Source organism: Thioclava sp. GXIMD2076 (genome assembly GCF_037949795.1).
Lineage (GTDB): Bacteria > Pseudomonadota > Alphaproteobacteria > Rhodobacterales > Rhodobacteraceae > Thioclava > Thioclava kandeliae.
On the sequence record NZ_CP149932.1, the window covers coordinates 307,529 to 330,251 of the forward strand.

At 63.3% G+C, this 22,723-nt stretch carries 19 protein-coding genes; 8 read left to right on the top strand and 11 right to left on the bottom strand.

Going from position 1 to position 22,723, the window contains the following annotated elements; all coding sequences use genetic code 11:
* Positions 1–135: 135 nt before the first annotated feature.
* Both WDB91_RS01545 and WDB91_RS01550 read left to right on the top strand, forming a co-directional pair.
* The gene (locus WDB91_RS01545; RefSeq protein WP_339113413.1) at positions 136–1,185 is read left to right on the top strand and encodes a PRC-barrel domain-containing protein; all 1,050 of its coding nucleotides are present in this window, start codon (positions 136–138) and stop codon (positions 1,183–1,185) included.
* 115 nt (positions 1,186–1,300) lie between these two features.
* A complete protein-coding gene (locus WDB91_RS01550) occupies positions 1,301–2,728 on the top strand; it encodes a glycosyltransferase family 39 protein (protein WP_339113414.1) in 1,428 nt (475 codons plus the stop codon).
* Between the two features lie 15 nt (positions 2,729–2,743).
* Here the strand turns inward: WDB91_RS01550 and WDB91_RS01555 are convergent, their stop codons facing one another.
* Entirely contained in the window at positions 2,744–3,730 is a 987-nt protein-coding gene (locus WDB91_RS01555; RefSeq protein WP_339113415.1) for a D-glycerate dehydrogenase, read from the bottom strand.
* 311 nt (positions 3,731–4,041) lie between these two features.
* Here WDB91_RS01555 and WDB91_RS01560 point away from each other — a divergent pair, with 311 nt between their 5' ends.
* Both WDB91_RS01560 and WDB91_RS01565 read left to right on the top strand, forming a co-directional pair.
* Positions 4,042–4,509 (top strand): SH3 domain-containing protein, encoded by a 468-nt coding sequence (locus WDB91_RS01560; protein WP_339114428.1) that lies wholly within the window; start codon positions 4,042–4,044, stop codon positions 4,507–4,509.
* A gap of 74 nt (positions 4,510–4,583) precedes the next feature.
* Positions 4,584–5,471 (top strand): cation diffusion facilitator family transporter, encoded by an 888-nt coding sequence (locus tag WDB91_RS01565; RefSeq protein WP_339113416.1) that lies wholly within the window; start codon positions 4,584–4,586, stop codon positions 5,469–5,471.
* Between the two features lie 30 nt (positions 5,472–5,501).
* Here the strand turns inward: WDB91_RS01565 and WDB91_RS01570 are convergent, their stop codons facing one another.
* From WDB91_RS01570 to WDB91_RS01590, 5 genes are all read right to left on the bottom strand, one after another.
* On the bottom strand, positions 5,502–7,520 hold the full coding sequence (locus tag WDB91_RS01570) for a M3 family metallopeptidase (RefSeq protein ID WP_339113417.1): 2,019 nt from the start codon (positions 7,518–7,520) through the stop codon (positions 5,502–5,504).
* A 57-nt stretch (positions 7,521–7,577) separates the two neighbouring features.
* Entirely contained in the window at positions 7,578–8,348 is a 771-nt protein-coding gene (locus WDB91_RS01575; protein WP_339113418.1) for a HesA/MoeB/ThiF family protein, read from the bottom strand.
* Positions 8,348–8,800, bottom strand: coding sequence for a dUTP diphosphatase (gene dut / locus WDB91_RS01580; RefSeq protein ID WP_339113419.1), 453 nt, complete (start codon positions 8,798–8,800; stop codon positions 8,348–8,350). Before dut ends, WDB91_RS01575 begins: the two co-directional genes overlap by 1 nt.
* The gene (gene coaBC / locus WDB91_RS01585) at positions 8,797–10,002 is read right to left on the bottom strand and encodes a bifunctional phosphopantothenoylcysteine decarboxylase/phosphopantothenate--cysteine ligase CoaBC (protein ID WP_339113420.1); all 1,206 of its coding nucleotides are present in this window, start codon (positions 10,000–10,002) and stop codon (positions 8,797–8,799) included. The genes dut and coaBC overlap by 4 nt, the downstream gene beginning before the upstream one ends.
* A 214-nt stretch (positions 10,003–10,216) precedes the next feature.
* Entirely contained in the window at positions 10,217–11,095 is an 879-nt protein-coding gene (locus tag WDB91_RS01590; protein WP_339113421.1) for an RNA polymerase factor sigma-32, read from the bottom strand.
* A 315-nt stretch (positions 11,096–11,410) separates the two neighbouring features.
* Between WDB91_RS01590 and WDB91_RS01595 the strand changes: the two genes are divergently transcribed.
* Entirely contained in the window at positions 11,411–12,940 is a 1,530-nt protein-coding gene (locus WDB91_RS01595) for a YifB family Mg chelatase-like AAA ATPase (protein WP_339113422.1), read from the top strand.
* Here WDB91_RS01595 and WDB91_RS01600 read toward each other — a convergent pair.
* The 4 genes from WDB91_RS01600 to rsmI all read right to left on the bottom strand — a co-directional run bounded on the left by WDB91_RS01600 (position 12,891) and on the right by rsmI (position 16,189).
* On the bottom strand, positions 12,891–13,814 hold the full coding sequence (locus WDB91_RS01600; protein ID WP_339113423.1) for an alpha/beta hydrolase fold domain-containing protein: 924 nt from the start codon (positions 13,812–13,814) through the stop codon (positions 12,891–12,893). The genes WDB91_RS01595 and WDB91_RS01600 overlap by 50 nt on opposite strands.
* A gap of 24 nt (positions 13,815–13,838) precedes the next feature.
* Positions 13,839–14,792 (bottom strand): glutathione synthase, encoded by a 954-nt coding sequence (gene gshB / locus WDB91_RS01605; protein ID WP_339113424.1) that lies wholly within the window; start codon positions 14,790–14,792, stop codon positions 13,839–13,841.
* A 93-nt stretch (positions 14,793–14,885) separates the two neighbouring features.
* On the bottom strand, positions 14,886–15,293 hold the full coding sequence (locus tag WDB91_RS01610; RefSeq protein ID WP_339113425.1) for a YraN family protein: 408 nt from the start codon (positions 15,291–15,293) through the stop codon (positions 14,886–14,888).
* Positions 15,290–16,189, bottom strand: coding sequence for a 16S rRNA (cytidine(1402)-2'-O)-methyltransferase (gene rsmI / locus WDB91_RS01615; protein ID WP_339113426.1), 900 nt, complete (start codon positions 16,187–16,189; stop codon positions 15,290–15,292). Before rsmI ends, WDB91_RS01610 begins: the two co-directional genes overlap by 4 nt.
* Positions 16,190–16,278: 89 nt before the next feature.
* Here rsmI and WDB91_RS01620 point away from each other — a divergent pair, with 89 nt between their 5' ends.
* From WDB91_RS01620 to murJ, 3 genes are all read left to right on the top strand, one after another.
* Positions 16,279–17,460: a penicillin-binding protein activator gene (locus tag WDB91_RS01620; RefSeq protein ID WP_339113427.1), complete on the top strand. Its 1,182-nt coding sequence runs from the start codon at positions 16,279–16,281 to the stop codon at positions 17,458–17,460.
* 122 nt (positions 17,461–17,582) lie between these two features.
* Positions 17,583–20,372, top strand: coding sequence for a [protein-PII] uridylyltransferase (locus WDB91_RS01625; RefSeq protein WP_339114429.1), 2,790 nt, complete (start codon positions 17,583–17,585; stop codon positions 20,370–20,372).
* 13 nt (positions 20,373–20,385) lie between these two features.
* Positions 20,386–21,933, top strand: a complete 1,548-nt coding sequence (gene murJ / locus WDB91_RS01630) for a murein biosynthesis integral membrane protein MurJ (RefSeq protein WP_339113428.1) — start codon at positions 20,386–20,388, stop codon at positions 21,931–21,933.
* Between the two features lie 44 nt (positions 21,934–21,977).
* Here the strand turns inward: murJ and WDB91_RS01635 are convergent, their stop codons facing one another.
* Positions 21,978–22,661, bottom strand: coding sequence for a rhomboid family intramembrane serine protease (locus tag WDB91_RS01635; protein ID WP_339113429.1), 684 nt, complete (start codon positions 22,659–22,661; stop codon positions 21,978–21,980).
* Positions 22,662–22,723 lie beyond the last annotated feature (62 nt).

Consider the following 22,723-nt stretch of genomic DNA (forward strand, 5'->3'; position numbering starts at 1 on the left):
GCACATGCCTGAAAATCTTGTGACCGGTCTGCAGGGATCCAAAACGCACCGGTCGCAGTTTCTTTCCCGATACAGCAGGCCACACCCGCTGCGAAACACTCGCCGGGCCCTGCAGAGTTTAAGGGAGAAGAGACTATGAAAAAGCTTCTTGCAACCACCGCAATCACCGTTATGGCCGCTTTGCCGGTTATGGCCCAGTCGACCGATACCAATGCTGCCGCCTCCGCGCAGGTCCAAGGTAATGATACGTTCTTCAAGTCCGTGCCGGATGCCGTCATGGCGTCCGATTTCATCGGTAAGCGCGTCTATGCGACCGCCTCGACCGATGCGGATGTGACGGCGGATACCGATATGGATGATATCGGCGAGGTCAGCGATATGATCGTCGGAAATAATGGCGATGTCGAAGCCGTTCTGGTCGATGTCGGCGGATTCCTCGGGATTGGCAAGAAAACCGTGGCCGTTAACCTCGATGCGCTGCAGATGGTCTCGGCCGAAGGCAGCATGGGCTCGGATTACCGCCTGGTGATGAAGGGCGACAAAGCTTCGCTGGAAAACGCTCCAGCTTATTCGCCGGCCATGGATGACATGGACCAGGCCGCCAATGCCGCTGGAAACGGCATGGAGAATGCCGCTGAGAACACCACGACTGTGGCTAGCGATGCCGGCAATGACGTAGCCGACGCGGCAGGCGATGCTGCCGACTGGACCAAGGAAAAAGCTGCCGCTGCGGGTGCCGCTGTTTCGGCGGCTGCTAAAGATGCCGCTGACTGGACCAAGGACAAAACCGCCGAGGCGGGCACCGCGATGGATCAGGCCGGCAATGACATGGCCGATGCAGCCGATGATACCAAGGCCGATATGACGACCGCAGCCGATACGCCCGCCAACCCCGAGGGCACGCCGGTGACCGACTGGAGCACCGTCAAGGCTGCAGACCTGGAGGGTCAGACCGTCTACGGCCCGAATGACGAGTCCATCGGCAAGGTCACCGATGTTGTGACCGACAGCAATGATGGTGTCACGCAAGTGGTGGTTAGTGTCGGTGGCTTCCTCGGGATGGGTGCAAAATCCGTCGCGCTGACGCCCGACCAGATGGAAGTGATGAAAGCCGATGACGGCCTCTCGATCCATGTGGCCGCCACTCAGGACGAGCTGGAGCAGATGCCCGCCTACACCGGCTGATAGTATACACATTTGACCAAGGCCCGGAGCACTCTCCGGGCCTTTTTCATTTGCGCCCGCGCGGCTTAAGCTTCAAACATCACAGAACCGTTTTCTGCTCCGGAGCCCGCCTGCCGTGTCACTGCTGAATAAGTCTCCGATCTGGTTGGGCCTTTTCGGGCTGTATTTCGCGGTTCAGGCCACCCTCCGTATCCTGCTGGGCGACCGGTTGAATATCGACGAGGCCGAGGCCTTTCTCTGGGCGCAGGGCTGGTCATGGGGCTACGGCCCGCAGCCCCCGCTCTATATCTGGTTGCAGCGTCTTGTGTTTCTGCTCACAGGCCCCTCGGTGGCCGGACTGGCCATCCTCAAGGCGCTGACCCTCTGGGCCACCTTCGCTCTGAGCTTCGCGCTGATGCGACGCTGGGTGCCGCCAACGCGGATCTGGATGGCTGGGCTTGCGACACTCATGCTGTTCTGGCTACCCGAGCTGGTCTGGGAAAGCCAACGCATCCGGACCCATAATGTCACCGTCACCATCGCCGCTCTGGCCTTCTTCTGGGCGCTCTTGCGGCTGCGCGAACGCCCGAGCCTTGGCAATTACGCGGCGCTCGGCCTGATTGCGGGACTGGGTCTTCTGACAAAATGGTCTTTCGCCCCCCTGCTGCTGGCAGGGTTCGGCAGCCTTCTCCTGAGCGCGGGCGGCCGCAGACTGCTCCGCGACCGCAAGGCACTTCTCTGGCTGGTGCTGCCGCTGGCGATCTGCCTGCCCACCTTCAGCTGGATCGCCCGTCATGCGGCGGTGGCCCTCGCCTCCGCTGACAAGCTGGATTTCGAGGGAGGACAAGGGCCGCTCGTCTCGTCAGGGCTGTTCCTGACCAGCACCGCCACCTCCGTCCTCACATTCCTTGCGCTTCCCGTGCTCGTTCTTGGCGCCTTCGCGCTCAGCACGCTACACAAACCCACCAGACACGATGCAGGAGAAAGCGGACCGCTGCGCCGCACAGAACAGGGCGTCGTGCTCGGCATCGTGGGGCTGACCCTGATGCTGATCCTCGCAGGCGGGCTCCTCAGCGGCGCGACCGAGTTGCGACTGCGCTGGCTCTTGCCGATCCTCGTGATACTCGTGCCGATGGCCGCGCTCTGGGTGCTGGACCGGCTCGGGCGCCGACGGCGCATCGGCCTTGTTGCCGCAACCCTCTGTCTGCCCGTGCTGCTCTGCGTGGCGATGGGTGTGATGCTGAAAACCGACCCGCCCTTCAAGAGCCTTGATCTCGACGGTCTGCAGGAGGCACTGGCGGCAGAAAACCTGACCGGCACAGTGCTGGCCAAGGAGATCATCGCGGGCAATATGGCGCTGCGGTTTCCGGAGCTGACTTGGCATGACCCTGCGACACAGCTGGTCCGGCCCTGCCCCGAGGGCCCGTTCTGGCTGCTGGGCCTGGCGGAGGATCCGGCGGTCATGGCCTATCTCGAATTCTGCCAACGCCGCCCGAGCCCCATGGACGCCATCGCGCTGCCGCATGATCACGCCTTCACCCTGTATCAGGCGCTACCGCATTAACGGCAGCCGCTCCGGTTACAACATCGAGGGCAGAACCTGATCCGGTGGCCGGTGGCCATCGGCAAAGGTCTTGATATTGAGAAGCACCTTCTCGCCCATCTCGATGCGCCCCTCGATGGTCGAAGAGCCCATATGCGGCAGCAGCACCACATTGGGCAGCTCACGCAGGCGTGGGTTGATCTCGTGGCGTCCTTCGAAGACATCAAGCCCAGCACCGGCGATCTCGCCCGAACGCAGCATCCGCGTCAGGGCATTCTCGTCGATCACCTCGCCGCGCGAGGTATTCACCACCACCGCCGAAGGTTTCATCAGCTTGAGCCGTCGGGCATTGAGCAGATGGAATGTCGAGGGCGTATGCGGACAGTTCACCGAGATCACATCGACACGGCTGACCATTTGGTCGAGGCTCTCCCAATAAGTGGCCTCCAGCCCCTCCTCGATCTCGGAGCGAAGCCTGCGACGGTTATGGTAATGGATCTGCATGCCAAACGCGCGCGCGCGCCGCGCCACCGCCTGCCCGATCCGGCCCATGCCCAAAATCCCCAGCCGTTTGCCACCGATTCGTCCGCCCAAATAAGCGGTAGGCGACCAGCCCTCCCAGCGGCCCGACTGCATAATCGCGAGACCTTCAGGGATGCGCCGCGTCACCGCCAGCACCAGCGCCATCGTCATATCGGCGGTGTCCTCGGTCACGACGCCCGGAGTGTTCGACACCAAAATGCCGCGCTGACGGGCCGTGGCCACATCGATATGGTCGATCCCTGCCCCGAAATTCGCGATCAGTTTCAACCCCTCACCGGCCTGCGCCAGCATATTGGCATCAATCTTGTCGGTCAGCGTCGGGACCAGAACATCGGCGCGTTTCATCGCCGCGACCAGCTCGTCGCGCGTCATCGGCGCATCGGTGTCGCGCAGTTCGACATCGAACAGTTCCTTCATCCGCGTCTCCACGACCTCGGGCAACCGTCGCGTGACGACAACACTCAAACGCTGGTTCGGCATGGCGCCTCCTCCCCCTCTTCCAACTCTCCGTGCTTAAGGGCAAACTGCGCCTCAAGGGTTGAAGATACAAGACCCACCGAGGCAGAAAATGGCAAAATACACCGTATTGTCGCAATTTTGTTGCGCACCGAAACCACCACCATATGGGCAGTAACAGCATGATTACGAAACAGGCACTTTTGCGCGCCATTTGTATGACCATACTTTCGGCCACATTCCTGACACTAGTCTATGGCCATTACTCCCATGCGCAAGAGAGCGCGGACGAAAGTGGTATATTATCCGACGAGGATAGTGGTCCCGCGCCCGAAATGGATCTGGCACCGGCGGGCAAGGACGCGGGCAAGGTGAAGCTGGGTTCCAATACCAACCTGCCGATCCCGCGTTTCGTCTCGCTAAAGACCTCGGCGGGCAATGCGCGCCGCGGGCCCTCGCTCTCGCACCGGATCGACTGGGTGTTCAAGCATCGCGGCATGCCCCTGAAGGTCACCGCCGAATATGGTAACTGGCGCCGCGTCGAGGACCGTGACGGTGCGGGCGGCTGGGTGCATTACGCACTGATTTCCGGCGTGCGGACCGTGGTCATTCAGGACGCGGTCGCCGATCTGCATGCCAAGCCCGATGACACCTCGGCCATTACGGCGCGTGCGGAATCGGGGGCCATCCTGCATCTGGGAAAATGCAGCCTGAACTGGTGCGACATCCGCGCCGACGGGGCCGAGGGCTGGGTCAAGAAATCCGCGATCTGGGGCGTCGATCCCGACGAGATCAGGGACTAAGAACCTTTACGGCTCGGGGAGGTTGGGCTAGGTCTTCGCGCAGGGAGATCCGCGCGCAACGAAGGACTTTCAGGATGTATGATTCCGAAAGCGTTAAACTCAACAGCTCTGCCGGTCTGGCCTCTGTCGCGGTTGCCAGCATCCTCGTGGTCCTCAAATCATGGGCGCTCTGGCAAACGGGGTCGCTCTCGATCGGGGCCTCGCTGGCCGATAGTGCGCTGGATCTGTTGATTTCGGTTCTTGGCCTCCTGACTATCCTCTATGCCGCAAAACCCGCCGATCACGACCATAGTTTCGGGCATGGCTCGGCCGAGGATCTCGTCTCGCTCGGCCAGTCGCTTTTCATCGCGGCCAGTGCCGGCATCATCATCTGGACCTCCATCGAGCGCCTGCTGACGCCGGGCACCCAGCATATCGGCTCGGAAGGCGCAGGGATCACCGTCATGGTGGTCTCGATCGTGCTGACGCTCGCGCTGGTGATCTGGCAAGGCCGCGTGGCCAAGAAGACCGGCAACAAGGTCGTCGCCGCTGACCGGCTGCATTATGTCGGCGATATGATCCCCGCACTCGGGGCGATTTTCGCGCTCTGGGCGGCCCAGACCTTCGGCTGGCAGCGCGTCGATCCGATCGTGGCACTGATCGCGGCGCTCGTCATGCTCAAGGGCGCATGGAGCATCGGAACAGGGGGCTGGAACGCGCTGATGGACGGGGCGGTCGCGCCCGAGATCATCGCCGATATCGAGCGCATCGCCACCGAGCATGAGGGGGTCATGGCCTTCCACGATCTTAAGACCCGCACCGCAGGCGCGACCATGTTCGTGCAGCTGCATGTGGAGCTGGAGGGCGGGCAGACCCTCGAGGAGGCGCATGATATCGCCGCCCGCCTCAAGCACAAGATTATCGAGACCTATCCCAATGCGGATGTCATTATCCACAAGGACGTCTGGCGCCCACAGGCATAAGAGGCCAGCCCCGCAGGGCTGGCCCTTCTCTCAGACCTCGTCCAGAAGACCACGGCCCTTCAGCAACGCCTCGACGCCGGGCATCCGGCCACGGAACCCCTTATAAAGCGTCTCCGCCTCCTGCGAGCCACCTTTGGACAGGATCCAGTCCTCGAGCTTCTCGGCCATTGCCGGATCGAACGGCCCGCCCGCTTCCTCGAACGCCTCGAAGGCGTCGGCATCCATAACCTCGGACCACATATAGCTGTAATAGCCCGCGCTGTAACCATCGCCCGAGAAGACATGCCCGAAATGCGGCGCGGCATGGCGCATACGGATCGCATGGGGCATGCCGATCTCCGCCAGAACCTCCGCCTGACGGGCCAGAGCATCCTTGGGCGCGGCCCCCTCGTGGAAGTCCAGATCCACCAGCGCCGAGGCCAGATATTCCACCGTCGAGAAGCCCTGATCATAGGTCGCGGCAGCCTTCAGCTTGTCCTGAAGGTCCTGCGGAATGGCCTCGCCCGTTTTGTAATGGCGGGCGTGTTTCTGCAGCACCTCCGGCACATCCAGCCAATGCTCGTAAAGCTGGCTCGGCAGCTCCACGAAGTCCCGCGCGACCGAAGTGCCCGAGATGAACTCGTAGGTCACATCCGACAGCATCTGGTGCAGCGCATGGCCGAATTCGTGGAACAGGGTCCGCGCATCGTCATGGCTCAGAAGCGTCGGATCGCCCTTGGCGAAGTTGCACACATTCATCACGATGGGCCGGGTCTCGCCACCGAGCTTCTTCTGCGAGCGCATCGCGGTGCACCACGCGCCCGAGCGTTTGGACCCGCGCGCATGATAATCCCCCAAGAACACCGCGATATGCTGGCCCTTGCGGGTCACCTCCCAGCCGCGCACATCCGCGTGGTAGAACGGCCCGTCGATCTCGCTGAATTCCAGTCCGAAGAGTCGGTTGGCCACGTCGAAGGCCGCGCCGATCATCGCATCGAGCGAGAGATAGGGTTTCAGTGCCTCCTCGTCGAAATCGAACTCCGCCACACGGCGTTTTTCCGAATAATAGCGCCAGTCCCACGGCTCGAGTGGACCATTGGTGCCATCCTTATGCAGCATCTCGGTCAGCACGTCGGCATCGGCCTCGGCCGCCGCCTTTGCAGGCCCCCAGACCCCCATCAGCAACCCACGCACATTATCTGGGCTGCCCGCCATTTCGGTCTCGAGCTTGTAGGCCGCAAAACTTTCATAACCTAGCAGCTTGGCGCGTTCCTCGCGCAGGCTGAGGATCTCGTTCAGCAGTTCGGTATTATCGGTCTCGTTGCCATTGGCCCCGCGCGCGGTCCATGCCTCGTAGGCGATCCGGCGTAGCTCGCGATTGTCGGAGAACTGCAGGAAGGGCACCACCAGCGAGCGCGAGAGCGTCAGGACGGGGCCTGCCTCGCCGCGCTCCTCGCCTGCTGCCCGCGCAGCTGCGGCAAGCGAGGCCGGAAGCCCTGCCAGATCCTCTTCGGTCAGGGGATGCGACCATGCGCGTTCATCGGCCAGAAGGTTCTGCGAGAACTGGGTATAAAGCACCGCAAGACGCGATTTGATCTCGGCCATCCGCGCGGCCTCCGCCCCCGAAAGCGCCGCCCCCGCACGGATGAACATACGGTGATACAGCTCGAGCATCCGGTCCTGTTCGGGGGTCAACCCCTGCGCCTCCCGCGCCCGCCAGAGCACGGCAATCCGCTGGTAAAGCGCCTCGTTCATGATGATTTCCGACGAGAAGGCCGCCATTTTGGGCGCCAGATCCCGCGTCAGCGCCTCGCGTGCGGGCGTGCTATCGGCACCCGAGACAGTATAAAACAGCCCCGCGACTCGGTTCAGGAGCGCCTCGGCCTCCTCTAGTGCCTCGATGACATTGGCGAATGTCGGCGGTTCGGGATTGGCCGCGATGGCTGCGATATTGGCGCGGGCAACGGTCAGGCCGGTCTCGATGGCGGGACCGAACTGGTCATCCTCCATCTGCGCGAAAGGGGGGAGCGAAAACGGGCCGGTCCAGTCGGCCAGAAGCGGATTTGTCATGCGGATCTCCTTTCCAATGAAGCTAGGCGCTTGGCGCAGCTATGGAAAGGGGCCGCTTTACACGGGCGGGTGAATTCCCCCGCAGACCGCACAATCGGCACGCCGCGCCAAGCTGATCCGCCGGTTCTCGCCCCAGAGCATATCGATCAGCTGCAACCGGCCGCGCAGGCTTTGTCCCGTCCCTGTGATCTCCTTGATCGCCTCGGCGGCCATCTGCGCCCCCACCACGCCCGGCAATGCGCCAATGACACCAGCCTCGGCGCAGGTAGGTGCCAGCCCCTCGGCGGGAGCTTCGGGGAAGATACAGGCAAAGCACGGCGCGTCACGGGCCGGATCATAGAGCGAGAGCTGCCCCTCCCATTGCGTGATCGCCCCTGAAAGGAGCGGCACGCGGGCCGTGACGCAAGCCTGATTCACCATATAGCGGGTCGGAAAATTATCGCACCCATCCACCACGAGCTGGCAGGTTTCGAACATATCCGTCGCCATATCGGGCGTCAGACGCGCCTCGACTGGCAGAATTTCAACATCGGGGTTTTGTGCTGCCAACCAGCGGGCGGCGACCGCGACCTTGGGCTGGCCGATATCGGCTTCGGTATAGATCACCTGCCGTTGGAGGTTCGACCGCGACACGAGGTCATCATCGATGACCGTGATCCGCCCCACACCGGCTGCGGCCAGATACATGAGCACAGGCACGCCAAGCCCGCCTGCGCCCACAACAACAACATGCGCCTCTTTCAACCGCCGCTGGCCGGTGCCGCCCACTTCCCGCAACAGGATGTGGCGCATATAACGTTCTAGCTCGCGGTCGGAGAGGCCCGTCATCAGCCGATACCGGTCGAGCCGAAGCCACCTGCACCACGGGCGGTATCGGACAGCGTTCCCACCTCGGTCACGTCAAAGCGGTGCACCTGCGCGATCACCGCCTGCGCGATCCGGTCGCCATGCGAGATGCGGAACGGCACCTTGCCCAGAAGCATCAGCCCGATCTGCACCACGCCGCGATAATCCTCATCCACCGTGCCGGGACTGTTGGGAATGATGAAGCCGTGCTTCAGCGCCAGGCCCGAGCGCGGGCGGATCTGCATCTCGGTGCCTGCGGGCAGTTCCACATGGAACCCCGTCGAGATAAACTCGAACTGCATCGGCTCGAAAGTGATCGGCCCGTCGGGCAGGAAGGCCCGCAGATCCATACCGGCGGCACCGGCGGTCGCATAGCTCGGCAGAGGCAGATCCAGATTGCCCTCGGCGCGTTTGAAGCGGATTTCCATCGTCATTCCTTCGTCGTCAAAGCGGAAGCGATGCGCGCGGCCAGACGGCGGGCCACCTCTTCCTTGGCAAGGCGCGGCCAGGTCTCGGGACCCTGCGCATCAATAATCGTCACGGCATTCTCGGTGCCACCCATGATACCGGTCGCGGGGCTCACATCATTGGCCACGATCCAGTCGCAGCCCTTGCGTGCCCGCTTGGCGGTCGCGTGCTCCATAACCTTTTCCGTCTCGGCTGCAAAGCCCACCACCAAGGGGGGCCGCCCCGTTTCCATCTGCGCGACCTGCGCCAGAATATCGGGGTTCTCGCCGAATTCGAGCGCGGGCGCACGGCCCGTACCGTCCTTCTTCATCTTCTGCGCACCTGCATTGAGCACATGCCAATCGGCTACGGCCGCAGCAAAAACGGCCGCATCGGCGGGCAACGCCGCCTCGACGGCTGCCTGCATCTGTCGCGCGGTCTCGACCCGCACCACCTTCACTCCCATGGGCGGCGGAACGCTCGCAGGCCCCGTGATGAAGGTGATCTGCGCACCCAGATCGCGCAATGCCCCCGCCAGCGCCGTGCCCTGCGCCCCCGAGGAGCGGTTGGCAATATAGCGCACCGGATCGATGGGCTCGTGGGTCGGGCCCGAAGTGACCACGATATGGCGGCCCTTCAGCGGGCCATGCGCCAGCGCCGCACGGATCGAGGCCAGAATATCGGCGGGCTCGCTCATCCGGCCCGGACCGAATTCACCACAGGCCATCGAGCCGTCGGCCGGCCCCGCAAACAGCACCCCGTCGGCCTGTAGCTGACGGATATTGCGCTGCGTCGCGGGATGGTCCCACATGCGCACGTTCATCGCGGGCGCGATCAGCACGGGCTTGTCGGTGGCCAGCAGCAACGTCGAGGCCAGATCATTGGCCAACCCCTGCGCCATCTTCGCCATCAGATCGGCGGTCGCAGGCGCCACAACCAGCAAATCGGCATCGCGCGACATCTGGATATGGCCGATCTCGGCCTCGCGGCTGACATCAAAGAGATCGTCATGCGCAGGCTCGCCCGCCACGACCGAAAGCGTCAGGGGCGTTACGAACTCGGCTCCCGCCTTCGTGACAATCGGCGTCACCGCACAGCCCTGCGCGCGCAACATCCGGATCAGCTCCGGCACTTTGAAGGCCGCGATACCGCCGCCGATGATCAGTGCTATGCGTTTGCCGTCCAGCATGGTCTGTCTCCGCCCGAACCGATCTTCCCGAAACGATCTTCAGGTCTAAGGCCAAGCGGGCGGGCGTGCAAGCGCCCCGCCTGCCCCGAAGCGTCTCGGGAGCCCATCAATGAAAAATGGCCCGACGCAGAACGCCGGGCCGAGACAAGCTGGAAGCTGCTTCCAACAGGGAGAACAATAGGTATCACCTTTTACGACGGAGAAACCGTGGCCATCAGGCGAACAGGGATTGCACTTCGGAGCCGTGGGTCTCGAGACTCTTGCGCATCTTGCCGAAAGCCTGCGCCTCGAGCTGGCGGATACGCTCCTTCGAGAGACCGAGTTCCTGCCCGAGGCTCTCCAGTGTGCGCGGATCCTCGATCAGACGACGCTCGCGAATGATATAGCGCTCGCGCTCGGTCAGGCGGCCCATCGCTTCGCCCAGCCATGCCCGCAGGGTAATACCATCCTGGTCGGCAGAGACAGTGCGTTCGGTGTCGGCATTCTCGTCCTCGAGCGTGTCGACCCATTCGCGGCCTTCATCTTCGGAAGATTGCGTGGCGTTCAGCGAGAAATCGCTGCCCGACAGACGACCTTCCATCATTTCCACATCCGCCAGCGGAACGCCGATCTCCTCGGCCACACGCTTGCGCAGCGTCGCCGCGTCGATCTTGCCACCCTCGGCCTCGACCTCGCGCTCGATCTGGGCCTGCACACGACGCATGTTGAAAAACAAAGCCTTCTGCGAGGAGGTCGAACCGGTGCGCACCATCGACCAGTTGCGCATCACGAATTCTTGGATCGAAGCCTTGATCCACCAGACCGCATAGGTCGAGAAACGAACGCCACGTTCAGGGTCGAACTTCTCGGCGGCTTTCATCAAGCCGAGGCTCGCTTCCTGGATCAGATCGTTCATCGGGGCGCCATAACGGCGGAACTTGGCCGCCATCGAGATCGCCAGCCGCATGTAAGCATTGATCAGACGGTGCAGGGCAACCTCGTCACGATTGTCGCGCCATGCCTTTGCCAGCGCAAGCTCGGTCTCCGCATCAAGGAATTCCGCCTTCATTGCGCGACGCGGTAGGGTTTCATCCGTCATACCATCGAGTGCCATCAAATCGTCTCCCGGGGCTCAAGCAAGGCAGACGCCCGCATTCAAATCCGTTTCACACGGACACAATGCGCAACGCGCGGAACGGTTCCGCGAAACCGCGAGAAAATCTTAATATTTGCCGGAAAACCGCGGCAGTACTTTCAAAAAGTTGCTATAAAATTATTTAGATTCATAGCTCTAATAAAAATCTTTCGGGTCAAGCCTTGCCGCGCAAAAAACCGGGCCGCATCGGCAAAAAGCCGCAAATAAACACAACCATTGCGTGAATGATGATTTCATCTACTATCGTCAGATCCCTTCCCGAGAGGCCGGAGCATGGTTGCAACGATATATACCACCGCATTCGAAGGGGTGGAGGCCGTGCCGGTCGAGATCCAATGCGCCCTGTCGCCCGGATTGCCCGGGTTCTCCATCGTGGGATTGCCCGACAAAGCCGTGAGCGAGGCACGCGAGCGGATCCGGGCTGCGCTTTCGGCACTGTCGATCGCGCTGCCGCTGGAACGGATCACCGTCAATCTGGCCCCTGCCGACCTGCCCAAATCCGGTGCGCATTACGATCTGCCGATCGCGCTGGCCCTGCTGGGTGCGATGGGGATCGTGCCCGGAGACCGGACCATCGGCGTGACGGCAATTGGCGAGCTATCGCTCGACGGGCGGCTCGTCGCCGTGCCCGGCGCGCTTCCCAGCGCGATGAGTGCCGCAGCCCATGACCGTGTCCTTCTGTGCCCCGCAGGTTGCGCGGCAGAGGCTGCGTGGGCTGGGCGCGATCTGGTCTTTGCCGCCAGCCATCTGGATGCGATGGTGCGCCATCTGAGCGGCACTGCCCCTTTGTTACCCGCCACGCCTTCCCCTGCGGCGATTGCGCAGAGCCGCCATGATCTCGCCGATGTCAAAGGGCAGGCCCGCGCCCGCCGGGCGCTGGAAATTGCTGCCGCTGGCCGCCATCACCTGTTGATGGTCGGCCCGCCCGGATCGGGAAAATCCATGCTGGCGCGCTGTCTGCCCGGCATCATGCCGCTTCTGACCGCCTCCGAAGCGCTGGAAACATCGGTGATCCAGTCGGTCGCCGGACAGCTGCCCGAGGAGGGGCTCTCGCGCACTGCCCCCTATCGCGCGCCCCATCACACCGCCTCCATGGCCGCCCTTGTGGGGGGCGGACGCGGCGCGGGGCCGGGCGAGATCAGTCTGGCCCATAACGGGGTGCTGTTTCTGGACGAGCTGCCTGAATTCCAGCGTAGTGTGCTGGAGACTCTGCGCCAGCCCATCGAGAGCGGCGAGGTCAGCGTGTCGCGCGCCAATGCGCATCTGACCTATCCGGCGCGGTTTCTGGCGGTGGCGGCGGCCAATCCTTGTCGCTGTGGCCATCTGGGGGAGGCCTCCCGCGCCTGCCCGCGTGCGCCCGACTGCGGGGCGGAGTATCTGGGCAAACTGTCTGGGCCGCTTCTGGACCGGTTCGATCTGCGTATCGAGGTGCCCCCCGTCGCCTATAGCGAGCTTGCGGCCCTGCCAACGGGGGAAGCAAGTGACACGGTGCGGGCCCGTGTCTCTGCCGCACGCGACAGACAGGCGCGGCGCTATGCCGATCACCCGGAAATCCGCGCCAACGCCGATGTCTCCGGCCAGTTTCTGGACGAGATCGCACGCCCCGATGCAGAGGGCGAGGCGGTGCTGGCCCGCGCTGCCGAGCGGCTGAGGCTCTCGGCGCGGGGCTATCACCGCATCCTGCGGGTTGCGCGCACCATTGCCGATCTGGCGGGCGTCGAGCATGTGCAGAAGGCGCATATCTCAGAGGCGGTCAGCTACCGCCTGCTGCTGGCGGCCCCGCAGTCCATGCCCGGCGAATAAAGCGTGACAGATCCTCGATCGCCTCTTCGGCCTCGGGCAGGTAGAGGGCAAAGATCTGCCAGACATGCGGCGTGTCGGGCCAGCTCTGCACCGTGACATCCACCCCGAAACCGCGCAGCCGGTCGGCCATGCGCAGGCTGTCATCGCATAGGATCTCGGTCAGGCTGTGCTGGATCAGCACCGGCCCCGCACCATCGAACCGCGAATAGAGCGGCGAGATCAACGGATCATCGGGCGCAGCCCCCGCCAGCAGCATATCGACCAGCGTGCCGAACTGCTCGGCGGGCAGGATCGGGTCGGCCTCCGCATTCTCGCGCAACGAGGCGCCCTGCCCCGCCAGATCGGTCCATGGTGACATCACACAGGTCGCGGCAGGCGGCGTGCCCCGCGTACAGAGCCGCGCCAACAGCCCCAATGCCAGCCCGCCCCCTGCACTGTCTCCCGCAATCGCGATATCCTGCGGCAAGAAGCCCTGGGCCAGCAGCCCGTCCCATGCCGCCAGCGCATCCTCGGGGGCGGCAGGCAGCGGATGATCGGGAGCCAGACGGTATTCGGGCAGGATCACCTCCGCGCCCAGATGGCGTGAGATCTTGCCCGCAAGCCCGCGGTAATGCCATGCCGAACCCGCCAGATAGGCCCCGCCATGCAGATAGAGAACGGCATGAGTATAGTCGCGGATCACGCCCGCGCGCACGGACAGCGCAGGCACTGCGCCCAGATCGCGTCGCTGCACCAGCAGGCCGGACGGGATGGGGAGCCGGTGGGTGCCCCCCTCGAGTGCCGCACGGGCCTCATGGGGGCCTGTAATCCTGCGGAACCGGCGTTTGACCATATGGCGCAGCATCATGTTGAACATCCGCACGCGCAAGCTCATCCGCCGGTTCCTCTGGTATGCGCCTCAGGCGCCGGTTTGCAAACGGCGGGCCTCGATGGCCTCCCAGATCTTGCAGGTGATATTCACACCATCAAACCGCTCGAGTTCCTGAATACCGGTGGGCGAGGTCACATTGATCTCGGTCAGCCAGTCACCAATCACGTCGATACCGACGAAAATCTGGCCCTTCTCGCGCAGATAGGGGCCGATCTTGGCGCAGATCTCGCGGTCACGCTCGGTCAGCTCCACCTTCTCGGGGCGGCCACCCACATGCATGTTGGAGCGCGTCTCGCCCTCGGCAGGCACGCGGTTGATCGCCCCCACGGGCTCGCCATCGACCAGAATGATGCGCTTGTCGCCCTTGGACACGGCGGGGAGGAATTTCTGCGCGATCAGCGGCTCGCGGTTGATGCCCGAGAACAGCTCGTGCAGCGAGGCGAGGTTGCGATCGTTCGGGTCCAGACGGAACACGCCCGCTCCGCCATTGCCATAGAGCGGCTTGAGGATGATATCGCCGTGCTTCTGCTTGAATTCACGCAGCGTGGTCAGATCGCGGGCGATCATCGTGGGCGGCGTCAGCTCGGGGAAGTTCAGCACCAAGAGCTTCTCCGGCGAATTGCGCACCCAGAAGGGGTCGTTGACCACGAGGGTCTTCGGATGGATGCGGTCCAGCAGATGGGTGGTGGTGATATAGCCCATGTCGAAAGGCGGATCCTGCCGCAGCCAGACCACATCGAAGGTCGACAGGTCGACATCCTGCTTCTCGCCAAGCGTGAAATGGTTGCCCTTCTCGCGACGCACGGTCAGCGGCCAGCCACGGGCATAGATCGCGCCCTCGCGGTAGCTCAGCTGGTCGGGCGTGTAATAGAACAGCTCGTGCCCGCGCGCCTGCGCTTCCTCGGCAATGCGGAAGGTGCTGTCCGCGTCGATATTGATCGGACCGATCGGGTCCATCTGGATTGCAACTTTCAAGGCCATACGCGCCCCCTTTCGTTTGCAGACTTAGTGCACCGAAATGATAAGCACATGCAATCTTGCTGTGATCGGAGGGGATGTTCGATTTTCCACAGATCAGACCCCTTGATCGAAGCGGAAGGCATCGGGGATCAGCCGGATCTCTCCCTTGCCATCCACCAGTGCCAGATCGAACCTCATCGGCTTCAGACGCAGATCGGGATGGCGGGCGATGTAATCAAGCGCCGCCCGCCCGATACGGGCCACTTGCGCGGGCGCAAGCCTCGGGGCCGCCTGCGCGAAAGTTCGGGCGCGCTTCACCTCGACAAAGGCAAGGCACGACCCCTCCATGATCAGGTCGATCTCGCCATAGGGGCCACGCCAGCGGGTTTCGCGGCAGACAAAACCCAAGGCCTCATAGTGACGGGCCACCTGCGCCTCGGCCAACTCGCCCGACAGATGCGCCCGAAGACCGCGCTCCTGGCGCTGCCGGTTTTCGGGTGTATCCTCAGGCGGATGGCTCATTTCTCGGCCATACCGAGCGCGATCTGATAGACCTCGCGGCGCTTGAGCCCGAAATGCTGGGCCACCTCGGCAGAGGCATCCTTCACGCTCATATCGGGCAACAGCTTGCGCAGCGCCGCCTCGATATCCTCGGGCACCGCCTCGCGCTTGCCCGCACGATCCACGAGAATCACGATCTCGCCCTTGATCTCGCGATCGGCCAGAGCCGCCTGCAATTCCGCCACGGTGCCGCGCAACGCCTCCTCGAAACGCTTGGTCAGTTCACGGCAGATCACCACCTGACGATCGAACCCGTAAGCCGCGCCCAGATCCTCGAGCGTGTCCTTCACCCGCTTCGGGCTTTCGTAGAAAATCATCGTCGCGGAGGCGTTATCCATCGTGCGGAACCACTCCTGCTTTGCCTTCGAGGTCCGCGGCGGGAAGCCTGCGAACAGGAAGCGGTCCGAAGGCAGACCCGAGATGGTCAGCGCGGCCAGTGCCGCCGAAGGGCCCGGCGCGGTAAAAACGGGCACATCCGCCTCGATGGCCGCGCGCCCCAGCTGATAGCCCGGATCGGCCACCAAAGGTGTGCCGGCTTCGGAGGCATACACCACGGATTTCCCCTCGGCCAGATGTGCCATCACCTTGGGCCGCGCCTGATCGCCATTCTGGTCGTGATAGGAAATCAGCGGCCGATGATCCAGGCTAACCCCATGAATTTCCATCAGATGCCGCAAAGACCGCGTATCCTCCGCCACCAGCACATCGGCGGTCGCGAGGATGTCGAGCGCCCGCAAGGTGATGTCGCGCGCGGCTCCGATCGGGGTGGCGATAAAGTGCAACCCCGCAGCCAGTTTGCTCGGGCTCGCTTTCGCGCCCACCACGGCCGGTTGTCCGGCCTGCCAATTCCCGCTCATCGCGCACCTTTCGTCAAGTTTACTTCCCCTATGGAAACACCTAGGGTTCGTCCTAATTCAATCCCTGCCGAATGATCAGAGGACCCCGCATGTTCGCGATTTTACGAAAGCGCCGCAACCCACTGATCCGTATCGCAGCTGTGATGTCTGCGTTCTGGGTCGCCGCCTGTGACCCGAACGCGATGACGGGCAGCGGGTCGGGTCAGCGAATCGACACCTCCAAACCGGTGCCTGTCGCCCTACTGCTTCCGGGCGGTTCAGGCAATTCCGGTGATGAAACCTTTGCCCGCTCGCTCAAGCAGGCCGCCGACCTCGCCATCTCCGATCTCGATGGCGTGAAGATCGACCTGCGCGTCTACAATACCGGCGCTAGCCCCGATCAAGCCGCCGCCATGGCCACCAAAGCGGTGGACGAAGGTGCCAAGATCATCCTTGGTCCGGTCTTCGCCCAATCGGCCAATGCCGTCGGCCGGGCCGTGGCCCCGCGCGATGTGAATGTGCTGTCCTTCTCGAACAATACCTCGATTGCAGGTGGCAACGTGTTCGTGCTCGGCCCGACCTTCGAGAATACCGCCAACCGTCTGGTGCGCTATGCCGCCCGCACGGGCAAGCGCAACATCCTCGTCGTGCATGAGCAGAACACGGCCGGTCAGGCAGGGGCACAGGCCATCCAGAACGCGATCAGCGGCTCGGGCGCAAGCCTCGCCGGCACGATGAGCTATCCCTTCTCGCAGCAGGGCGTGATCAATGCCGCAGGCCAGATCGCCGACCGTGCTAAGGCCGATGATGTCGATGCCGTCTTCATGACTGCCGATACCGCAGGCGCGCTGCCGCTCCTGTCGCAGCTGCTGCCCGAGCGTGGCGTGGACACCAGCCAGAAGAAATTCATGGGTCTGACCCGCTGGGATATCCCGCAAGCGACGCTCTCGCTGCCGGGTCTGCAGGGCGGCTGGTTCGCCACCCCCGATCCGAACCTGAACGCGCAGTTCCGTGCCCGTTATCAGGCAGCCTTCGGCGAGGCTCCCTCGCCCATCTCGGGTCTGGCCTATGACGGGATCGCGGCCATCGGTGCGCTGGTGAAATCCGGCAATCCCAATGCGCTGTCGAAATCGGGACTGACCCAGCGCTCGGGCTTTGTGGGCGTAAACGGCGTCTTCCGTCTGCGCTCGGATGGCACCAACGAGCGCGGTCTGGCCGTGGCTCAGGTTGCCAATGGTCAGGTTCAGGTCATCGACCCCGCGCCGCGCAGCTTCTCGGGCGCAGGCTTCTGATCGCCCTTTTCCGCGTGCCAGCCAGCTGGTAACAAGGACATAACGCATAACGGGGCGGCCACGCATCTGCGGGCCGCCCCTTTTCCATGAAGCGCTACCGACAGGGCGCAAGGGAGACGATGATGGACCAGAGCATAGCCGCCGAGGACAGGCTGACGACCCCTCTTCCCGACGAGGCGCCCCTTCTGCTGAAAAGCGACGAGCTGATCCCGGCTCTCGATCTGGTTCTGGAGGGCCTGAGCGACCCCAAGGAGATCAGCACCGCCACGGTGCGGTTCCTCAACACCGCCCGCGATGCGGCGCGCCTGTGGATCGAGGCGGAGCTGGCGGGCCATCCCCGCATCGCGCGGAGCACGGTCGAACATTATGCGCGCATGACCGATGGTATGGTGCGCGCCGTGGTCCATGTGGCCTCGGATTACCTCAACCCGCAAACGCCCAAGGCTGGCAAGACACCCGAGATCATCACCGTGCTGGGCGTGGGCGGCTATGGCCGCGCCGAGATGGCACCGCATTCGGATGTCGACCTGCTCTTTTTGGGCGACAAGAAGCTGAGCCCGTGGACCGAGGCCGTGATCCAGAGCATGCTCTATATGCTGTGGGACCTGAAGCTGAAGGTCGGCCATGCCTCGCGCACCATCGATGACTGTATCCAGCTCGGGCGCGAGGATTTCACCATCCGCACCGCCCTTCTGGAACAGCGGTTCCTATGCGGCGACGAGGCGCTGGCGCGCAAGTTGGCCACCCAGCTGCGCAAACAGCTCTTTGCTAATTCCGCGCCCGAATTCGTGGAGGCCAAGCTCGACGAGCGCGCCAAGCGCCACCAGCGTCAGGGTGGCCAGCGCTATGTGCTCGAACCCAATGTGAAGGAAGGCAAAGGCGGTCTGCGCGATCTGCAGACCCTCTACTGGATCGCGAAATACGTCCATTCGGTGAACCGTGCCGCCGAACTGGTGGCGCTCGGGGCCTTCACCGAGGAGGAATACCGCAATTTCCGCTCGGCCGAGGATTATCTCTGGGCGGTGCGCTGCCATCTGCATCTGATCGCCCATCGTGCCGCCGACCAGCTGACCTTCGACATGCAGGTCGAGGTGGCCGGACGCATGGGTTATGAGGATACCGCCGGACGCCGCGCGGTCGAGGTTTTCATGCAGGACTACTTCCGCCACGCCACGATCGTGGGCGATGTGACGCGGATCTTCCTGACCAAGCTTGAGGCACAGCATGTCAAACATGCGCCCAAACTCACCCGCATCTTCCGCCGCAGACGGCATCTGAAACCGCCCTTCGTCGATGACATCCGCCGGATCAACGTCTCCGACGAGGCGTCCTTCCTTGCCGATCCGCTCAATCTCCTGCGGGTCTTCGAGGAGGCACTGCGCACGGGCCTTCTGATCCATCCCGATGTGATGCGGCTGGTGCAATCGAACCTGCATCTGTTTGACGACACCTTGCGCAAGACCCCCGAGGCGCGGCGGATCTTCCTCGATCTGCTGCTCAAGCATGGCAATCCCGAGCGTGCGCTGCGGCGGATGAACGAACTGAACGTGCTGGGGGCCTTCATCCCCGAATTCGAACCGATCGTGGCGATGATGCAGTTCAACATGTATCACAGCTACACGGTGGACGAGCATACCATACAGGTCATCTCGGCGCTTGCGCAGATCGAGCGCGGCGAGCTGATCGAGGAACTGCCGCTCTCTTCCGAGATCCTCAAGGAAGGGATCAACCGCAAGGTCATGTATGTGGCTCTCCTGCTGCATGACATCGGCAAGGGCCGCCCCGAGGACCATTCAATCCTGGGCGCGAAGATCTCGCGCACGGTCACCCCGCGTCTGGGGCTGAAAGAGGCCGAATGCGAGACAGTGGAGTGGCTGGTGCGCAACCATCTGGTCATGTCCGACATGGCACAGAAGCGCGACATCTCCGACCCGCGCACCATCAAGGAATTCGCCAAGGTGGTCAAAACGCGCCAGCGGCTGGACCTGCTGACGGTGCTGACGGTCTGCGATATCCGCGGTGTCGGTCCCAATGTGTGGAACAACTGGAAGGCCACGCTGATCCGTCGTCTGCATGCGGAGACGGCGCAGGCGCTGGAACACGGACTGGAGGCGATCAACCGCGACCAGCGCGCGCAGGATGCCCGAAAGGCGCTGCGCGACCGGCTGGAGGCGGAGGGCTGGGACCCGAAGGTGCGTCGCGCCGAGGTTGCCCGCCACACGCCCGCTTATTGGCAGGGGCTTTCGACCCAGACCCAATATGCCTTCGCCCATCTGCTCAGGGACCTGCCCGATGACGAGATCCGCATCGATGTTCAGGTCGACGCCGATCACGATGCCACCCGTGCAGCTTTTGCGCTGGTGGATCATCCGGGTATCTTCGCGCGACTGTCGGGGGCGGTGGCACTGGTGGGCGCCAATGTCGTCGATGCGCGCACCTATACCACCAAGGACGGCTATGCGACGGCGGCCTTCTGGCTGCAGGATGCCGAAGGCCACCCGTTCGAGGCCTCGCGCCTGCCGCGCCTGCGCAATATGATCGACAAGACCCTCAAGGGCGAGGTCGTGGCCCGCGATGCGCTGAAAGATCGCGACAAAGTCAAGAAACGCGAGCGCGAATTCCGCTTCCCGACGCATATCATGTTCGATAATGACGGCTCGGAACTCTACACCATCGTCGAGGTGGACACCCGCGACCGACCGGGGCTCCTTTATGACCTGACGCGGGCCTTGGCCTCGAGCAATATCTACATCGCCTCGGCGCAGATCGCGACCTACGGGGCGCAGGTGGTCGATACCTTCTATGTGAAGGATATGTTCGGCCATAAGCTCCACGCACAATCCAAGCGCGAGAAACTGGAACAACGTCTGCGCGATTACATCGAAAGCGGTGCGAAGCGGGCGAATAACTGATGAAGGCCATTCGATGAAGGCAGGACGGTTGGTCAGGGGTTTCCTGACCGTAGGCCTCTGGACGCTGGGCAGCCGCGTTCTGGGCTTTGTGCGCGATATGATGATGGCGGCCTACCTTGGCACAGGACCGGTGGCCGAGGCCTTCATGGTCGCGTTTTCCCTGCCCAACATGTTCCGCCGCTTCTTTGCCGAGGGCGCGTTCAACATGGCTTTCGTGCCGATGTTCGCCAAACGCGTGGAGGCGGGTGAGGACCCGCATGGCCTTGCGCGCGACGCGTTCAAGGGGCTCTTTGCCGTCCTCTTCCTCTTCACGATCATCGGCACGATCGCCATGCCGTGGCTGGTCTGGGCGATGGCTGCGGGCTTTGCGGGAGATGCACGGTTCGACATGGCCGTGGATTTCGGCAGGATCACCTTCATCTATATCCTCTTCGTCTCGCTTGTGGCGCTTTTATCGGGCATTCTCAACACGTTCGGGAAATTCACCGAGGCCTCTATCGTCCCGATCCTGATGAATGTGATGTTCATCCTCGCGATGATGGCGGCCAATTACGCGGGCTGGGATATGGGCACCACGCTGGCCTGGACAGTGCCTGCCACGGGGGTCGTGCAGTTCGGATTTGCATGGGTTGCGGCGCGCAAGCTGGGCTATACGCTCCTGCCCGGCCGTCCGCGCATGACGCCGGAACTCAAGCGCCTCTTGGTCATCGCGGGCCCCGCCGTTCTGGCCGGTGGCGTGGTGCAGATCAACCTGCTGGTCGGGCGTCAGGTGGCGTCCTTTACCGAAGGCGCCGTGGCATGGCTGAGCTATGCCGACCGTCTCTACCAGCTGCCTCTGGGCGTAGTGGGCATCGCCATCGGCACGGTGCTTCTGCCCACCCTCTCGCGCCATCTGCGCGCGGGCGAGGAGGCGGAGGGCCGCGAGAGTTTCTCGCGCGGGGCCGAGTTCGCGCTGTTTCTCACCCTGCCCTCGGCGGTAGCGCTGGTTGTGATCGCACCGCAGCTGATCTCGGTGCTTTATGACCGTGGCGCGTGGCGGGCCGAGGATACGGTGGCCACCGCTCTGGTGCTCGCGATCTATGGCGTGGGACTGCCCGCTTTCGTGCTGCAAAAAGTGCTGCAACCGGTGTTCTATGCCCGCGAGGACACCCGCCGCCCCTTCCATTACGCCGTCGTCTCGATGGTGGTGAATGCCGTGGCCGCGATCGGCCTTATGCCGCTGATCGGGTTCTCCGCTGCCGCTCTGGGCACCACGATCTCGGGCTGGGTCATGCTCGGCCAGCTCTGGTGGGGCGCACGCAATCTGGGCAAGGCAGCGCGCCCCGATGCGCGTTTCTGGAAGAGCCTGTGGAAAATCGCCGTTGCCTGCGCGGTGATGGGGGTGCAGCTCGTCTATACCGCCCGCTGGCTTGCGCCCATGCTGGCCGATCATGGCGCACGCTGGGGGGCCTTGGGGATCCTGTGCGGCTCGGGCATCGTGGTCTATTTCGCGGTTGCGGGGCTCTTGGGCATTTTCGGGCTGGCCGAGTTCAAGGCCAATCTGCGCCGCCGCAGGAAGTAATCAAACGGAAACGGCGCCCCGCGAGGCGCCGTTACGTTTGACCATCAGCGCCGGTTGCGCAGCTTGGCCAGCACCCGTCCCCAGCCACCGGGCGACACGAAGAAGCTGACCACGAAGCCCACGATGAAGCCCGAAAGGTCCGCGATCCATTGATCGGTGCCACCGAAGATCAGGCTGAACAGGAGCTGGATCCCCATCAGGAACCCGATCAGCTGGAAGGCCTGCATCCGGTTGCCACGGGTCGCGCCCAGATAGGTCCACTGGATGAAGCTGAACGCCCCGATCAGCCCGTAGGCCGCCGGATAGCCGCCATAGAGCGCGCCTTGGGTAAAGGGCAGCGCGGTATAGATCAGCGCCGCCAGAATGGAGGAGGCAAAGAACACCACAGCCACCGCCCAGCCACGGAAGACCTCGCCCACCATCTTGCCAAGCGCCAGAATGAAGACCAGCACGAAAGCCGCATGGGTGAAGCTGCCATGGACAAACGGATAGGTCACCACCCGTGCCATCTGGCGCCACGGATGCACCCCCGCCTCCATCATCGCCCGCATCAGGTTCGGGTCATAGGCAAAGCGCTGCAGCGCCTCGGCCCGCCAGACGACCCCGTTCTGGAACAGCCCCGCCTGCCCCAGCCCGAACATCAGCTCGCCGATGATGATGGGGGCGGCCAGAATCCAGACGATCGGCGGCAATTTGTTCAACGGGCCTTCATTGTAACCGGAGCGCATGCGGGTTCCTTCACTTGGGTTGCGCCAGAATATGGGGCGCAGGAGCCGCCCCTTCAACATAT

Coding starts and splice junctions, on each gene's coding strand:
- coaBC (WP_339113420.1), bottom strand. CDS start 10,002: ATGCTGGACGGCAAACGCATAGCACTGATCATCGGCGGCGGTATCGCG.
- WDB91_RS01545 (WP_339113413.1), top strand. CDS start 136: ATGAAAAAGCTTCTTGCAACCACCGCAATCACCGTTATGGCCGCTTTG.
- murJ (WP_339113428.1), top strand. CDS start 20,386: ATGAAGGCAGGACGGTTGGTCAGGGGTTTCCTGACCGTAGGCCTCTGG.
- WDB91_RS01590 (WP_339113421.1), bottom strand. CDS start 11,095: ATGGCACTCGATGGTATGACGGATGAAACCCTACCGCGTCGCGCAATG.
- WDB91_RS01565 (WP_339113416.1), top strand. CDS start 4,584: ATGTATGATTCCGAAAGCGTTAAACTCAACAGCTCTGCCGGTCTGGCC.
- dut (WP_339113419.1), bottom strand. CDS start 8,800: ATGACGATGGAAATCCGCTTCAAACGCGCCGAGGGCAATCTGGATCTG.
- WDB91_RS01555 (WP_339113415.1), bottom strand. CDS start 3,730: ATGCCGAACCAGCGTTTGAGTGTTGTCGTCACGCGACGGTTGCCCGAG.
- WDB91_RS01575 (WP_339113418.1), bottom strand. CDS start 8,348: ATGACGGGCCTCTCCGACCGCGAGCTAGAACGTTATATGCGCCACATC.
- WDB91_RS01560 (WP_339114428.1), top strand. CDS start 4,042: ATGGATCTGGCACCGGCGGGCAAGGACGCGGGCAAGGTGAAGCTGGGT.
- WDB91_RS01620 (WP_339113427.1), top strand. CDS start 16,279: ATGTTCGCGATTTTACGAAAGCGCCGCAACCCACTGATCCGTATCGCA.
- WDB91_RS01610 (WP_339113425.1), bottom strand. CDS start 15,293: ATGAGCCATCCGCCTGAGGATACACCCGAAAACCGGCAGCGCCAGGAG.
- rsmI (WP_339113426.1), bottom strand. CDS start 16,189: ATGAGCGGGAATTGGCAGGCCGGACAACCGGCCGTGGTGGGCGCGAAA.
- gshB (WP_339113424.1), bottom strand. CDS start 14,792: ATGGCCTTGAAAGTTGCAATCCAGATGGACCCGATCGGTCCGATCAAT.
- WDB91_RS01600 (WP_339113423.1), bottom strand. CDS start 13,814: ATGAGCTTGCGCGTGCGGATGTTCAACATGATGCTGCGCCATATGGTC.
- WDB91_RS01635 (WP_339113429.1), bottom strand. CDS start 22,661: ATGCGCTCCGGTTACAATGAAGGCCCGTTGAACAAATTGCCGCCGATC.
- WDB91_RS01570 (WP_339113417.1), bottom strand. CDS start 7,520: ATGACAAATCCGCTTCTGGCCGACTGGACCGGCCCGTTTTCGCTCCCC.
- WDB91_RS01625 (WP_339114429.1), top strand. CDS start 17,583: ATGGACCAGAGCATAGCCGCCGAGGACAGGCTGACGACCCCTCTTCCC.
- WDB91_RS01595 (WP_339113422.1), top strand. CDS start 11,411: ATGGTTGCAACGATATATACCACCGCATTCGAAGGGGTGGAGGCCGTG.